General features: G+C 31.8%; 17 protein-coding genes. 1 reads left to right on the plus strand and 16 read right to left on the minus strand.

What is annotated here, in order from left to right; all coding sequences use genetic code 11:
• Window positions 1–23: 23 nt before the first annotated feature.
• From M9C80_04240 to M9C80_04290, 11 genes are read right to left on the minus strand one after another with little or no spacing between them, the layout of a single operon-like run.
• Complete coding sequence (locus M9C80_04240) at window positions 24–803, minus strand: hypothetical protein (protein ID URQ69152.1); 780 nt, start codon at window positions 801–803, stop codon at window positions 24–26.
• A complete protein-coding gene (locus tag M9C80_04245; protein ID URQ69153.1) occupies window positions 804–1178 on the minus strand; it encodes a cytochrome c-type biogenesis protein CcmH in 375 nt (124 codons plus the stop codon).
• On the minus strand, window positions 1171–1698 hold the full coding sequence (locus M9C80_04250; GenBank protein URQ69154.1) for a DsbE family thiol:disulfide interchange protein: 528 nt from the start codon (window positions 1696–1698) through the stop codon (window positions 1171–1173). Before M9C80_04250 ends, M9C80_04245 begins: the two co-directional genes overlap by 8 nt.
• Entirely contained in the window at window positions 1695–3599 is a 1905-nt protein-coding gene (locus tag M9C80_04255; protein URQ69155.1) for a heme lyase CcmF/NrfE family subunit, read from the minus strand. Before M9C80_04255 ends, M9C80_04250 begins: the two co-directional genes overlap by 4 nt.
• The gene (ccmE, locus tag M9C80_04260) at window positions 3596–4000 is read right to left on the minus strand and encodes a cytochrome c maturation protein CcmE (GenBank protein ID URQ69156.1); all 405 of its coding nucleotides are present in this window, start codon (window positions 3998–4000) and stop codon (window positions 3596–3598) included. Before ccmE ends, M9C80_04255 begins: the two co-directional genes overlap by 4 nt.
• Complete coding sequence (locus M9C80_04265; protein ID URQ69157.1) at window positions 3987–4154, minus strand: hypothetical protein; 168 nt, start codon at window positions 4152–4154, stop codon at window positions 3987–3989. The genes ccmE and M9C80_04265 overlap by 14 nt, the downstream gene beginning before the upstream one ends.
• Entirely contained in the window at window positions 4147–4887 is a 741-nt protein-coding gene (ccmC, locus tag M9C80_04270; protein URQ69158.1) for a heme ABC transporter permease CcmC, read from the minus strand. Before ccmC ends, M9C80_04265 begins: the two co-directional genes overlap by 8 nt.
• A gap of 19 nt (window positions 4888–4906) precedes the next feature.
• Window positions 4907–5554: a heme exporter protein CcmB gene (locus M9C80_04275; protein URQ69159.1), complete on the minus strand. Its 648-nt coding sequence runs from the start codon at window positions 5552–5554 to the stop codon at window positions 4907–4909.
• Window positions 5554–6135, minus strand: a complete 582-nt coding sequence (gene ccmA / locus M9C80_04280; protein ID URQ69160.1) for a heme ABC exporter ATP-binding protein CcmA — start codon at window positions 6133–6135, stop codon at window positions 5554–5556. The genes M9C80_04275 and ccmA overlap by 1 nt, the downstream gene beginning before the upstream one ends.
• On the minus strand, window positions 6135–6641 hold the full coding sequence (locus tag M9C80_04285; protein URQ69161.1) for a hypothetical protein: 507 nt from the start codon (window positions 6639–6641) through the stop codon (window positions 6135–6137). Before M9C80_04285 ends, ccmA begins: the two co-directional genes overlap by 1 nt.
• A 5-nt stretch (window positions 6642–6646) precedes the next feature.
• A complete protein-coding gene (locus tag M9C80_04290) occupies window positions 6647–7939 on the minus strand; it encodes a PLP-dependent transferase (protein URQ69162.1) in 1293 nt (430 codons plus the stop codon).
• A 208-nt stretch (window positions 7940–8147) separates the two neighbouring features.
• Between M9C80_04290 and M9C80_04295 the strand changes: the two genes are divergently transcribed.
• The gene (locus tag M9C80_04295) at window positions 8148–8546 is read left to right on the plus strand and encodes a cupin (protein URQ69163.1); all 399 of its coding nucleotides are present in this window, start codon (window positions 8148–8150) and stop codon (window positions 8544–8546) included.
• Between the two features lie 6 nt (window positions 8547–8552).
• Here M9C80_04295 and M9C80_04300 read toward each other — a convergent pair whose 3' ends face one another.
• The 5 genes from M9C80_04300 to M9C80_04320 all read right to left on the minus strand — a co-directional run bounded on the left by M9C80_04300 (window position 8553) and on the right by M9C80_04320 (window position 16244).
• Window positions 8553–9038: a thioesterase family protein gene (locus M9C80_04300; protein URQ69164.1), complete on the minus strand. Its 486-nt coding sequence runs from the start codon at window positions 9036–9038 to the stop codon at window positions 8553–8555.
• A gap of 55 nt (window positions 9039–9093) precedes the next feature.
• The gene (locus M9C80_04305) at window positions 9094–12063 is read right to left on the minus strand and encodes a TonB-dependent receptor (GenBank protein ID URQ69165.1); all 2970 of its coding nucleotides are present in this window, start codon (window positions 12061–12063) and stop codon (window positions 9094–9096) included.
• A gap of 140 nt (window positions 12064–12203) precedes the next feature.
• Window positions 12204–12422 carry a membrane protein insertion efficiency factor YidD gene (gene yidD / locus M9C80_04310; protein ID URQ69166.1) on the minus strand — a complete coding sequence of 73 codons (219 nt, stop codon included), beginning with the start codon at window positions 12420–12422 and terminating at the stop codon, window positions 12204–12206.
• Window positions 12416–14353, minus strand: a complete 1938-nt coding sequence (gene thrS, locus M9C80_04315) for a threonine--tRNA ligase (GenBank protein URQ69167.1) — start codon at window positions 14351–14353, stop codon at window positions 12416–12418. The genes yidD and thrS overlap by 7 nt, the downstream gene beginning before the upstream one ends.
• A gap of 37 nt (window positions 14354–14390) precedes the next feature.
• A complete protein-coding gene (locus M9C80_04320; GenBank protein URQ69168.1) occupies window positions 14391–16244 on the minus strand; it encodes an alpha/beta hydrolase in 1854 nt (617 codons plus the stop codon).
• Window positions 16245–16250 lie beyond the last annotated feature (6 nt).

Consider the following 16250-nt stretch of genomic DNA (forward strand, 5'->3'; position numbering starts at 1 on the left):
TAATTTCTTCCTAATATATTAAACTATTGTTCCTTTTTTAACCATTGATTTGCTTGAATTTTATATGAATTAAAAAGATTACTACTATTTAAGAGAAATGTTGAATTAAAAGATATTTTACCGACTGAATCATTACATGAAACGTTAATTTCTAGATCAATTGATTCATTATTTAATATAGCAGATGATATATCAAAACCTGGAATTAATGAGTAATCATTTGTTATTGTGATTTCTTGTAGAGTTGGAAATTCTATTAAAGCTATTGGCAAATCTGGACCGTTAGTAATAAATGCTTTAAGTTCAGAGTTACCAATGTCACAGTTATCAATTGGCTCAAATTCAATAACAAATTTTGATTGAGAATATTCAGGAAATCTTTTATCCCTTAAGGACTTATAAAAAGAGTAAAAAATAAATTTTTCTTCATTAGTAATGAAATATCTTTCACTTTTTGAAATTAAGTCCTCTGCAGATATAAGATTTTCTTCAATTAATGCCTTATTGATATATTCTGAGTACCATTTTGTAAGATCTTCTTTTTTAATTACTGAAGATAACTCTTCATGTTTTTTAATAGGAATTATTACATTTGATGAAATATGCTCCAAAATTTCTTTATTCAAAATATGCATTTTGAATGATCCCAAGAAGGATGTTTTTCCAACAAATGAATAAATACATAAAGCAATCATCAACAAAGACAAACCAATGACATAACCTTTATTTGGTGTGGTTTGTTTTAAAACGTAACTAAAAATTGGAATTAAAGCAAAAAACGACAATATATATATGTAGATCATTTATTTTTTTCTAAATATAAATGTCAACGAAGCAAGAAATAATAGTATAAAAGGTGATATCCATAAAAAAGAAGTTTTTTTATCAAAATTTGGATTATAAACTGCTCCCTGACCAAATCTTTTAATTACATATTCTTTTATTTCATTATCAGTTTTATTTTCTTTAATCATTGCAACAATTTTAAGTTTTAAATCCTCAGAAACAGGAGCATTTGAACTAGCTAGAGATCCGCTGGTGCACTTTGGACATCTTATTTCCTTAATTAACTTATAAAATCTTTTTTCGTCTTCTAAATTATCAAATTCATAGAGTGGAGTTCCAGAAATTAAAGAGGTAAAGAAAAATAAATTTAGCAATAGATATTTTTTAATCATTAAATAGACCTTCTTTTTCAATTATTGGCTTAAACACATCTTTCCATACCTTTTCGTTAACTTCGCCTTGATAATGAACTAAAACTCTATCATTATGAATTAAAAATGTTTCTGGTGCTCCGGTAACACCAAGATCTAATGCAAATTGTCCTTTATAGTCATAAATTATTAGTTCGTAAGGATTACCAAATTTTTGAAGCCAATTAATTGCTTCATTTTTTTCATCTTTATAATTGAGGCCAACTATTGGAATTTTTTTTGATTTAAGTTGTGTTAAATATGGGTGTTCAACTAAGCATGTTATACACCAACTTGCCCAAATATTAAGAATATATTCATCACCTAAATCTTTATTAGTAACAGTATTAACTTTATCTAAAAGAGGTAACTCAAAAGCAGGTGTATTAAAATTTCTAAAATCTGCTCCAGGATAAAATTTATCTTCTTTTAAATAAACAAATAAAAAGATAATTAAAGACATAGGTATAAGTAAGATACTTAATCTAAACAATATCTTCATAACAATGATCGCTTATTTTTGTTAAGAGAATATAAAAGCAAAATTCCTGATAGAGCCATCAAACATGTCGAAAACCAAATCCATCTTATAAAATAATTAAACTGAATGTTTACAACCCAATTTCCATCCTCCAGCTGATCTCCTAATGTAATATAAATGTCTTTAAGTATTGTTGGGAATATCGAAGTCTCTGTTGTGATTTGTCCTCTTGCAAAGTAACGTCTTTTTTCCGGGAAAAGCGTAAACTCTTGTCCATATCTGTCTTCAAAAATAAAAGTGCCTTTGACTGAATCAAAGTTATCATTATTTTCAAGCTCAATATTTTGAAATTTAATTTTATAATCTTCAAAAGAACTAGATTCGTTCAATTTTAAAAGAATTGCCCTTTCGGATGATAATTCATTATTCAAGGCAATAGATATTATTAAGAGGGCTAAACCAAGATGGGCAAGAATGCTAAAAGGATTTGAGTATTTCTTTTTACTAATAAGTAAAAAAATTACGATGAGGTATCTTACAAAAATAAGCATTCCTGTAAAAATGGATGTAATGATCCAAATATTAGTTATTTTTGTTAATGCCATAAAAATAGCCATTAAACAAAAGCTTAAAACAAAAGACAAAGTTGTTGCATTTAGTAACTTGGATTTAATATTTGATGTGCTCCATTTTGAGTTAATAGAGTAAATCATAAAGAATCCTGCTATAAGCGTAATTGGAATAAAAATCGCATTATAGAATGGTGCTCCAACACTAATTTGTTGATCAAATAGATATTCATAAATTAAGGGATACAAAACACCCAAAATAGTTGTGAATGCCAAAGTGGCGAAGATTATATTATTAATCGAGACGAATGATTCTTTTGAAAAAGTTTTTATTTTTTTTTCAGATTTTAACTTATCTACTCTTAAAATAAATAAAGAAAATGCCGATAAAATTATTATTGATGTAAATAATAATAAGTACATTCCTCTTGTAGGGTCATTCGCAAATGAATGTATACTATCGATAATTCCAGATCTAACTATAAATGCGCCAAATAGACTCATAGAAAATACTAATATTGATAATAGTACTGTCCAAATTCTAAGAGTTGATGATTTTGCAGAAACGTAAACCGAATGAATAAAAGCGGTTGCAAGAAGCCATGGAATCAAAGCAACATTTTCAACTGGATCCCAAAACCAGTAACCACCCCAACCTAGTTCATAATAAGCCCACCAACTCCCAAGTGTTATTCCTACAGTTAAAAAAGCCCACGCTGCTAGAGACCAAGTTCTTACAAAAGATTCCCATTTAATAGTTGAGTTTCCTTCTATTAAGAAAGCAATAGCATTAGCAAAAGCTATGACAAATCCTACATAACCAAGATATAAAATTGGGGGATGTATTGCTAAAGCAGGATCTTGAAGCACTGGATTAATATCGGCACCATTTGATGGAGCAATTGGTAAAATTGTCTCAAAAGGATTTGAGGTAAATAATAAAAAAAATAAAAACCCAACTATGATGAGCGCTATAACCCCTATTGATAAAGCTTTTAATTGTTGTTTGACTGAAGTACTAATGTTATAAAAAAATCCCCACAAAGCCAAAAAAACTATCCATAAAAACATAGAACCTTCATGAGCACTCCATATAGAAGAAATTTTGTAGAAGAGAGGTAAATTAGTATTAGAGTGTTGTGCAATGTAAAGAACAGAGAAATAATCATTAGCTGCTAAGAAAATATAAATACCAAAAGAACTTAGTAACAATAAAAAGGAGTGGTTATAGAGTTTTGAAGTAAGGTTTATTACATTTATATTCTTATTATCAAAAGAAAAGCTAAATAATGCAGTTAACAAGAATAATCCAGCAGACAAAATTGTTAGGAAATGAGAGATCTCTACTATCATTTTTTAATTTCTAGGTTTGGTGGCATATAGTTTTCGTCATGTTTTGCTAAAACCTCCTCCGCATAAAACATTTGATTATCAAGAAATCCTAAAGCAACAACGCCGCTATTTTCTTTAAATAAGTCTGGTACTATACCTCTATAAGTTACATTTATTGAGTTTTCATAGTCTGTTACAGTAAATAAAATTTCCGATGAAGCTCGAACTACCGAACCCTCTAAAACCATGCCTCCTAACTTTATTCTTCTATCGCTAGGAACTTCTTTGTCCATTAGTTCAGATGGTGTAAAAAAATAATCCAGATTTGAATTAAGTGAATAAAGAATTAGCGAAATACCTGCAAATGAGAACAAAAGGACGAGCAACACATTAAATAATCTTTTTTTTCTAATTGGGTTCATTTAATTTTTTTTTAATTTTCTTAATTCTTATATTGAGACTGATAAAAAAAATTAATAAGCTTGCAATTACAATTGCGAGAACAGTCCAAACATAAATACCATGACCATTCATATATAAGGCCTCAGCAAAAGAATTAAATGCAAAATTAAACATAATCTCTAATCCATGTCTTAGTTTTTTCTCTAATCAAGATTTGATTTTTAGAAGACAGTAAAACTAAGCAAACTACTAATCCGACAAAGCCAATAATAGATCCAATTAAAGGATATAGCATTACTGGATCAATACTGGGCTTTTCAGTCAGTGTAATTGATGCAGATTGATGCAAAGTACTCCACCAGTCTACGGATTTTTTTATAATAGGCAGATTAACTGCTCCAATTATTACAAGCCATGACAATAATTTATCTGCCCTTTCGTAATTAGTAAATGAACTATGAAGTGAAATGCAACCTAAATACATTATAAATAATATCAAAGTAGATGTTATTCTCGCATCCCATTGCCACCAAGTACCCCATGTGGGTATCCCCCATATAGCTCCAGTTATTAATGCAATAAATGTTGTCATTGCTCCAATTGGTGCTATTGCAACAATTAGATATGCAGCAAGCTTAACTCTCCATATTAAGTAGAAGACTCCAGAAATTGCCATAACCGCATACAGCGATTGAGATACAAATGAAGCCGGAACATGTAAATAAATTATTCTAAAAGAATTCCCTTGAATATAATCTTCTGGAGTCAAAAATAGTCCCCAAAAAACAGATAAAGAAAATATAAATATAGAAAGATAGAAAATTGCTGTGTAGTACCTATCTACTTTCAATAAATAAGACTTTGGTGAAGCAAATTGATGTATGAATTTTTTAATAATTTTGTACATGAATGCAGTGTATTTAAAACTATTCTAAGTGTGCTTTAATTATATAAGATATAACAGTCGGTACTATAACTATTATAATTGATAAGCTTCCAAGCAATAAAAAAATAAACCCAGTGAAATTTAATTCCAATTGAATTGCTGATACGCTTTTACCTAAAACAATCAAAACAGGAAGAGCTAATGGCATTGTTACTATTGCTCCTAAAACACTTCCTTTGTTTAAACTTAATGCATTTCCTAAAACAAAAATATTTAAAAATATATAAGAGCTAATCATCGACATTGGCAATACTAATAAACTAATTATTAAATTTTCTGATGTTCCAAGTGAAAATATAAAGCTTAGCAAAGAAATTGGGATTCCTATAAATAACCAATATATAAAAATTTTTACACCAACAATCAAAGAGAAGGAGGAATTTACAATCATAGTTTGTTCTAAAGTTCCATCATTATAATCCTCAGTAAAGATATCTTCAGCAGCAAACATCATTGAGATCAAAATTGCTATCCAGAGAACTGAAAAGAAACCAATTACTAACTTTTCTTTTAAGAACTCAACTGTTAATGGGTATGCAATTAATATGAGCCAAAACACTAATATTGGTCCCATCCAGCTTCTTGCCTTAGTTTTTAATTTTAGGAATTCTATATAAATTATTTTCATTAGTTACTATTTAAATTTAATATTTCTGAATTCAAGTCACATTCGATATGTGATGTATAAATTAGAGCTTTTTTTTGAGTGAGTTCATTATTCAAAAAACTACTTAATAAATTTTGCGTACTTTTATCTAAACCAACGAATGGTTCATCTAAAATTAAAAGATTGGAGTTGTTTAAAAAAACTCTTAATAAAGCAAGTTTTTTTTGCTGGCCAAAAGAAAGATTGGCAACTCTAACATCAAGAAATTTTTTTAAATCTAATATTTCGACATATTTTTTTAGCCCTTTCATATTGTTTAGCTCCATTAATAATAAGTTTTCTTCAAGGGTTAGATAGCTTTTTAAGGCATTTTTATGACCAAGGTAAGATATTTTATTTTTAGTGCAGTGTTTTATTGTTCCCTTTGTTTGTTGAGTAAGCCCCAATATAATCCTAATTAGTGTGGATTTGCCCGATCCATTTTCACCACAAATATGTAATGCGCTACCCTCTTTTAGAGAAAAAGTAAGGTTATGAAATAATCTTATTTCATTAATTTTATAACTTATTTTATCTGCTACTAGGATAGATGTATCATTCATTAAAATAAATCCGAATTTTTTGACCTAATTATAAGTGCTGGTAATGGTTTTTGGGGATCAATTCTCGCATATAGCCTTTTAGATATTTCTTTAAAAGGAGATCCACTAAAAAGTCCTATTCCGCCAATTGAAAAATATAATCTTTTACTAAAATATATGCCTTGATCAAGATTTGGAATGCTTCTTACAATTGTTGACACTTTTTTAAGTCCTTGAAAAAAATCTTTTTTATCTTTTAAATTAAACCAACCCCAAGTTGACTGATCAATTAAAGATATTTTTTTTAATAAATCTCTTGCGGCTTTAGTTGGAAACGCTGATGGAGGCAAAAGAACAATTAATTGTCCTTTAGCTTGAGTAATTATATTGTCTAATTGTTTTTCTAACTCTGATTTTTCAAAATTAGATGAGACTATTTCCTCAAACTTATCATGTTGAGGAATACTTAGACCTTTTAATCTCTCTGCGCCACCTAATATGACAAAGGTGACTAGCTCCTGACTCAAAATTTTTAAATTTTTGCTAAAGCCTGTTCATAGTCAGCAATAATATCATCAACGTGCTCTAAACCAATCGACAATCTAACAAAACCTGGAGTTATACCAGCTGCTAATAACTCTTCTTCATTTAATTGGCTATGTGTGGTGCTTCCAGGATGAATAGCTAAACTTCGTGAATCTCCAATGTTAGCAACGTGATATACCATCTCTAAGGCATTGATAAATTTTCTACCTGCTTCTATTCCACCTTTGATTTCAAATCCCATAAGGCCACCATTACCGCCAGTTAAATATTTTTCAGCTCTTTCTTTAGCATAACCTTCCATAACAGATGGATAAATAACTCTTTCTACAGAATCATGATTTGATAAATAGGTTGCAATTTTTTCTGCATTTGAAGTATGTTCTCTCATTCTTAATGCAAGAGTTTCTAATCCTTGAATAAACATGAAGGCATTAAAAGGACTCATAGCAGCGCCCATATCACGCAAAATAGTAGTTCTTGCTTTGAGAATATATGCAATTGGACCTAAAGGTTTTACAGCTTCAGTCCATACAGCTCCTCCATATGAAGGATCTGGAGTATTCATTGCTGGTTGTCTTTCTGGAAAAGCCTCCCAATCAAAATTACCACTATCAACAATAATTCCTCCGATAGATGTTCCATGTCCACCAATAAACTTTGTAGTTGAGTGAATCAGAACTGCAGCACCATGATCAAAAGGTTTGCAAATGACCGGTGCAGCTGTATTGTCAACAATCAGCGGAATGCCTAATGGTCTTCCTATTTCAGCAACTTCTGACATCGGGAAAACTTCAAAACTTGGATTTGGCAAAACTTCGCCATAATAAGCTCTTGTTTTATCATCGGTTGCATCTGCAAAATTTTGTGGATCAGCAGGATCAACAAATCGAACATCGATACCCATATCAGACATTACATTTTTAAACTGATTATATGTACCCCCATAAAGATGTGATGATGCAACTATATTATCGCCATTTTTTGCAATATTTTGAATTGCATAAGCTGACGCAGCTTGTCCTGATGCAACTGCCAAAGCTCCAACACCACCCTCAAGAGCAGCAATCCTATCCTCTAAAACAGCACACGTTGGATTCATGATTCTTGAATATATATTTCCTAGCTCTGATAAAGCAAAAAGATTTGCAGCATGATCGCAATCATCAAATTGAAAACTAGTTGTTTGATGAATTGGTACGGCAACTGAATTAGTACTATCATCTTTTCTCCACCCAGCATGAAGACCAATTGTTTCTGGATTTGTGTATGTTTTACTCATTTTTTTTCCTTATATTTTTACAGCAAATAAAAGGAACTCCCTAATTCCTCTCTTTAGCCAATTTGTTAAACGCTGGCAAGCTGATATCAAAACGCGTCTGATAATTATATTTGATTTATATTGAATAACAAAATTTATATAAATTTATAAACAATTGATGATTAGTTCAAAGTATTTAATTATAATTAATCATCAAGAGGTGAATCTAATGGCAAAAAAATATAATAATTTTAGAGTGGGCGGTGCGCCACAAAAAGTAAATGATGATTATGCTGTTTGGACTAATGATCTTTTGCAAAGAGTTATCGCAAGTAAAACAGTTATTCAACCTGGAAAATCGACTATTGGACATAAATTAGTCGACTCAGATGTAGTCTATGTTATAACAAATGGGCGAGGAACGATGGAAGTCGTAGAATACATGAATTCTGATGAGGGTCATGGTTCTGATCCGTCTTATGGAGTTGAGCATGAAGACTCATATGAGCTCACATCCGGTGATGTTGTATTGGTTCAATCTGGCGACTACTGCAAAGTAATAAATGATTCAGAACACGATCAACTAACTTATCTAAGAATATTTGACAGAGGTGGCTGGAGAAAATAGTCTTTATTAATTTCTTAAAGATTTAATTTTTAATCGTATTTGGAAAGGAAGGTCTTCATTAGACTTGTTTTGTTTTATGTAGTTTTGCAGAAACGTACACTTTTCATCACTGAATGCAGTTATTTTTCTAATTTTTAAATTTACATGTCCCAAAACTGTTTCGAAAATTGCTGCTATTTCATTATTTTCATTTAATAAGACTCCAACAAAATGCATCATCTTTTCGTTAGCATTGTGAAGCTCAAAAAACGGGCGAACCTTATCATTGAGTTTAAATTCTCTTAAATATCTGATGCTATCCTCAAGAGTAAATGTAGAAAAACCAGATTTTAAATATTCGTTATCAAATCCAAGTTTTTCGATATAAAAAGATGAATAAACTGAATCAAATAATTTGTAATAGTAAGTAACATTCATATGGCCATTGTAATCACACATATCTTTTGAAACTGTAATCTCAGGTGAATGATAAGAAAAAAAATTTGTATTCATTTTAAATACTCAAAAAAAAGCCCGGCAAACCGGGCTTTATATTTAAAAAATTATATTAAAAAGTTGAACCAAACTTAATACCAAATTGTCTTGGTTCTGAGACATTTACATAGTTATTACCACCTTGTAAATTACTTCCTGCTCTAATATAGATTATATCTCTGTCATCTCTTATGTTTTTAACATATAAACCAACGTACCAATTGTTATTTGATTCATAAGTAGCAACTGCATCCATATATGAATTTGCGCCAATATAAGATCTCGCATTATTCCATGGGTCACCATAAATTGATCCAGTGTATTTATAAGATAATCTTGTTGAGATAGCCCCGCTACTCATTGGAAACACCTTATTGATTGCAATGCTGTAGGATTGCTCAGGCGCAGCAGGTAATCTATTTCCATCTATTGAAATTGGAACTGTTGGTGATGTACAGTCAAGGCCACCCAAAGGCAGAGCTACATCAGTACATAAGAAACCAGCAGATTTATATACAACACCGGCATCAGTAAGAGCAGCAGTTAACAATCCTGTTCCGGCAAAACCTATTAGCTGCTCAACCGTTGCAATACCAGCATTAAGTTGTGCAATACCAGCAGTAAGTGCTGCAGCCTGTCCAACTAAAGTGGCATACCCAACAGGATCTGCAGCTTGAAGAGCTGCTGTATATTGAGCTATACCAGCATTAACTTGTGCTAATTGACCCTGCGTACCAGCTAATTGAGCTTCCAGTCCAGCTAATGATGTATTGTATTGTGTGACTAGATCAATATTATTGATTTTCATTGTTGAACCATTAATGTTTAATGGATCGACAAGGGCACCGCCTGTGATTTCAGACTTTGCAAATAACCATGTTACATCAAGTCTTGTTGTATCATTAAGATAGGCATTTAAAACACCTTCCCAACCTTTAATTTCACCATCAATATTGAAGTTTCTTGCTGAAGCATTTTCAATATATCCAACCAAGAAACCCTCTCTGGTGTCATGGAAAATATTGGTATTTAATCTAATGGCACCATCAGCAAATATTGCCTTCATACCAATATCAAATGTTTCAGCTACTTCAGGATCATAAGGATCTGGTATTCCAGTATCGGTTGGATTAAATCCACCTGATTTTTCAGCAGTAGTAAATGACATATAGCCCATCACATCGTTACTGAAATCGTGCTGAAGAGCAACCTTATATGAGAAAGATGTGTTAGGTAATTGACCATTAGTAGGTGTTACGTCAACCCATCTTCTGTAATTACCTTGTGCAGCAACTAGATCATAGTCACCCATGTTAGCATCAGAAATACCACTAACGTTTTGAGATACAACGTGATCATTATTATATCTTGCACCTAAAGTAAGCTTTGTCGTATCACTTAGGTCAACATAAAGTTCACCATAGTAAGATTGTAAATCTAAAGTTACGTGCTCATCGTTTTGTGAACCAGAAACTTCAAGCGGAGCTTCATATCCACCACCAAGGAAAAGGTTTGTAATCGGTACTGGATTGCCGAAGACTGCAGCACCTGCTGCAAGTCCTAAATTTTGGTAAAATGCAAGTCCACCAAATCCAGTAAAGTCAGGCAGGCCTAGAACTGGTAAAACACTTACATATGGATGATATCTCATTTTTGCTACCATCGAAGTACCAACTGACTGAGTTCTATACTCGTTATCAGCTCTTGATAAATATTGATATGCGCCGACAACAAAGTTTACGGGCCCGTCAAAACTGGATACAAGGTTAATATCGATATTTTGATCATAATATTCTGTCACAGAAAAATCGTAGTTACGATCTGTGTTACCAGATTCACAAAACCCAATATCAAATGATTCTTTACCTGAAGCATTGTCTATACCATAACAAACTGTGTAGTCTCCCATTTGTCCTACCAAACCAACTAAAGCTCCCTGAAGAGGTAAAGTAGCTACGGTGTTATCATTATCATTCATCTGTCTTCTGTACACAGTTTGATAATTTGCTTTAATATTTAGAGTCAAATTATCAAATTCTTTAATGACATCAATTTGAGTATTATTGACATCGTTTTTATGAACTGGCTCTCTGTCTAAATAAGTATAGTCATAACCTCCGTGTCTTTTGCTGTTTGCAAAAGTGTCAGAGATTGGATCGCCTAATGGATAAAGAAGACCAAATAGGTTAAATGCGCCCTGATAATGGCCTCGTGTATCTGTAACAACACCAACTTCACCTAACTCATACGGACTACAACCAAAAAAGTCATCTTTCTTACAATGTGTATATTGCTCTTGAGGTCTATTATCGTCAGCTTTAAAGTATTCATGAGTAAATTGAATGATAGTTGTGTCATTCACATCAAAATCTAATGAGAGCCTTGCACCAAGTTCGTTTCTATCATCAAAATCATTTCCAGTTTCTAAATTAACTGCATAACCTTCTCTTTTGTTTTGCATTATTGCAAGTCTTGATCGAACTCTATCACCAAATGGAACATTCGTAACGATTGATGTTTTCGTATGATCATAATTACCAACTTGAACATCATAATAACCTTCAAATTCTGATGTTGGTCTTTGAGTTATGAAATTTATTACACCGGTTGTAGCATTTCGTCCTCTAAGAGTACCCTGAGGACCTTTTAAGACCTCTATTCTTTCTAGGTCAAAATAGCTCATATCTGCACCAATTCCACCACCGGTACTTAAGCCGTTTGTTTCAACAACAAATGATGTCAAAACAGCTGCACCAGTACCAAATGATCCTATACCTCTAGCAGTATATCTGGATCCAGATCCGATTCCTTTTGCAACACCTAGACCAGGAACTGCTTCTGTAAGATCAAGCATATCAGTTATTTGCTGCTCTTCTATTGCATTTGAATCAAAAGCTTCAATAGCTAATGCAAGATCCTGAAGTGATTCTTCTTTCTTGGTAGCTGTAACAATAACTTCCTCAATTGTTTGAGAAAATAGAGTTGAAGTAAAAAAGGTTAGGCCAAAAAAAGCTAAAGCCGTAAATTTCGTTAAAATCCTCATAAAAACCCCCCTAAGGCACATTTAAATTTTTAATGAAAAAATCATATCATTAAAATACAAATCTATCTATTAAAAGAGATATAAAATTTTCTTTATCAATTAAGCTATTTTAATGGAAAATACAAGCAAATATCAATAATTTATTCTTCTGGAACCGGGTCATATCCTCCTTTAGAAAAAGGGTGGCATTTGAGCACTCTTCTAACTGCAAGAACAAATCCTTTTATTGCTCCGTGCTTTTCAATTGCCTCACGAGCATAATTTGAGCAAGTTGGATGATATTTGCAAGAACTAACGGTAAAAGGCGAAATTAAATATATATAGATGTTAATTATTTTTAGCAAAAATCTCTTTAACATTTATTAGATTCTTTGAGTTCTGTTTTTAGTTCGTTTAAGAAATCTTTAATTTTCATGGTATTTGTGTCTTTGCTGCCTATTTTTCTTACATTTACAGTATTATCAGCAATTTCTTTTTTTCCTAAAGCTAAAATATATGGAATTTTAGATAAACTATGTTCACGAACTTTATAGCTTATTTTTTCATTTCTTTTATCGATTTCAACTCTAAAACCATTATTAACAAATTCTTTTTTAACGGTGTCTGCATAATCATTTGCATCAGATATTATTGGAGCAATCATTATTTGAATTGGTGCAAGCCATAAAGGTAATTTTCCTGCATAGTTTTCAATCAAGATTCCAATAAACCTCTCAAACGAACCTAAAACTGCTCTGTGAATCATGACTGGAAAATGCTTTTTGCCATCCTCACCAACGTATTGGGCATCAAGCCTTTCTGCTAAATTGAAGTCTAATTGAAAAGTACCACATTGCCACTCTCGTCCAATTGCATCTGTAAGAACAAAATCAAGCTTTGGTCCATAGAATGCTCCGTCTCCGTGATCAATTCTGTAAGGGTGTCCTAAATTATTTATTGCTGACTCAAGGGCTTCTTCAGCTTTATCCCATGTCTTATCTGATCCAACTCGCATTTCTGGTCTAGTAGATAATTTAATATCAAATTTTGTAAAACCTAAATCTGCATAAATTTCGGACAAAAAATCTATAAATAATTTTGTCTCAGACTCTATCTGATCTTCTGTACAAAATATATGTCCATCATCTTGAGTGAATGCACGAACCCTCATAAGCCCATGCATTGTGCCAGAAGGTTCGTATCTGTGACATAAACCAAATTCTGCGTATTTTAATGGCAGATCTTTATAAGATTTTATTCCCTGATTATATATTTGAACATGCCCAGGACAGTTCATGGGTTTAAGTGCATTAATTCGTTTTTCATTTGCATGTTCTTCATCAATTTCTGTAATAAACATATTTTCACGATATTTATCCCAATGTCCTGATGCTTCCCATAATTTTCTGTCAATTACTTGAGGTGTATTAACCTCAATATAACCATTAGATTGAAGTTTATCTCTTACAAAGTTCCTTAAATTTCTATATACAGTCCATCCATTTGGATGCCAGAATACCATTCCTGGTGCTTCGTCTTGAAAATGAAATAAGTTCATCTCTTTGCCAATCTTTCTATGATCTCTTTTGAGAGCCTCTTCAATATTATCAAGATGGTTTTGAAGATCTTTATCATTATTAAAAGCAGTACCATAAATCCGAGTTAACATTGAGTTCTTTGAATCTCCTTTCCAATATGCACCAGCAACTTTTGTAAGTTTAAAAGCCCCAATAAAGCTTAAACTTGGTAAATGTGGTCCTCGACATAGATCAACAAAATTTTCATCGTCTTGAAAATAAAGTTGAAAGCTGTCAGTCTGATCAGATTCATTAATGATAATTTCTTTATAAGATTCTTTCTTTGATTTGAATATTTTTAATGCTTCTGACTTTGAGACCAGTTTTTTTGTAATAGCAGATTTTGTTTTAATAATTCTTCTCATTTCGTCTTCGATTTTAATGAGATCGTCAGAGGAGATGACTACATCGGACTCAACATCATAATAAAAACCGTCTTCAATTGTTGGGCCTATAGCTAATTTTGAATTTGGATAGAGATTTTTAATAGCTCGAGCTAAAACCTGAGCAGTTAAGGTATGGCGCATTATTTCAATGCCGTTATTTGAATCAATTGTGATAATAGAAACTGATGCATCGTTTTCAATAACATCACATAGATCTTTTTGAACTCCATTGATTGTCATAGCAACTGCTGACTTAGCTAGTCCTGGTCCAATATCCTTTGCAAGATCATATCCTGAAGAACCTTTAGGCAATTCTCTTGAACTATTATCAGGTAAAGTTAGTTTCATATGAGTATTATAAATTGGATATGCTAAATAAATAAGATTATAAAGGCAAATATATAACAGTGTTAGTCGATAGAATCATAATAAAAACTAAACAAGTGATTATTGGTCCTAAATAAACGCGACCGGTCATTTGAAAAAATATCCTATTGAAGTAAGGTAGAATAAACATCATTGGAACAATTCCAAATAACAAATTTACGCTTAACCAATCTGTAGAATTAGAACTCCAATACACAGTACCTGTCGCAGCAAAGACGGAGTATTGAATAATGATTATCAAAATAAGGCCTAGAGAATTTGCTAAGCCAGCTATTAATCTTGACTTCCATTCAGCTTGATTTTTAAATCGCATTGCTCCATTTGCTCTTAAGGAATTCGAAAAGAAAAATATAAAAAATAATGGAAAATACATTAATAAAACTAACAGCATTTCTAGTTGAAATACTCTTACACCTATAAACCAAAATCTATAGTCAACATGAAAAAAATAATAAATAAAAAATAATATTGAATAGTACAAACAAAAAATAATTAATCCAAGAAGAAGAGTTTTTCCAAGATCGCTTATCGTAATTTCTAGTCCCCATGATGATTTATTTACCCCATGATGGCGACCGAAAAAATAATATGACAGAGCAAAAATTATTATACCAAGTGTTCCATTTAATGCGGCCCATAACATGACAGAATTATTCATTCTTTGAGGAAAAAACCAAGTAAGCTCTCTGTTGGCAGCATCAACAAATAAAACTTTTGCAAGATCAACCATTGGAATAAAAGTTAAACACGCAATAGCAGCACTTACAAAAAATATACCCCAAAAAACTATTTTTCCATTCTTAGATTGTTCTGGTAATGGATTTGGGACATTTTTTACAAGTGTTTTAAAAAAATTTAAAGATAAAAAACTTCTAGTTAGTGGTATTAACATCACCAAAGATACGATCATATTAAGCAATGTTAATAATTCTTTGTATTGCCATATTTGATCATTAGAATCTATGTTATTAGGAAAACCAAATACTGTTTCAAAATAGTTTAGTTGATTGGAAGTTGCCTCTTTGTTGTATGGTTGAAATGGATGCAAAAGTTTTTCATTGAAAATTACTCTGACTGTGCTTTGTTTTTTGTCACCATAATATTTTCCAAGTTCTACTTTGTTTATCTGTTTATCTATAGGTAAAATATTATTAATAACTCTTAATGACTCTGGCGCAATCTCCATATTGCCTGCATCCCAACCCTTGAGTTCATTTCTGAAAGCACCTTCGTCATATAGAGCATAGCTAATGCCCATGTTTGATTTTGAATCACGTAGGATATTATCTCTCAAAGTTAAAACATAACCAGAAACATACACTGAATGAAGTTTGCTTGTTCTTTTTTCTTTAATAGCTTCTTTACCAAAATAATCTGCGCCTCTTATTGCTGCATTTCCACCCATAGAATGACCAGTTGAACCAATTTTGGTTATATCTACGAATGGAAAATTGCCAGCATACGCATAGTCAACAAGAGCAAACATTCCGTATCCCTGAGTAGTAGCAGCTATTCTACTTGTTGATGATGATGACATTCCTTGGGCATATGGATCAATTAAAGCAACTGCTAAACCTCTTCTAGACAACTCTATAGCTATGTTTGATAAAGCTTCTTTTGATCTTTGAAAACCAGGAACAACAATTACAAAAGGAACCTTTTTTTCGTTTGAAGCTGTCTTAGGTTTATAAAGATCATAAACCAAGGTTTGACCGTTATCTGTTTTAAGTGTTTTTAGCTCAATATCAACTTTGTTAAAACCAGTTTGGATTAGTGAGGCAATAAAACTTGAAAAAACAATGAAAGAAATACACCCTAACAAAAATTTATTATTTTTTGTATTTTTGATCATATGCTT

The organism is SAR86 cluster bacterium (assembly GCA_023703615.1).
GTDB lineage: Bacteria > Pseudomonadota > Gammaproteobacteria > Magnimaribacterales > D2472 > MED-G85.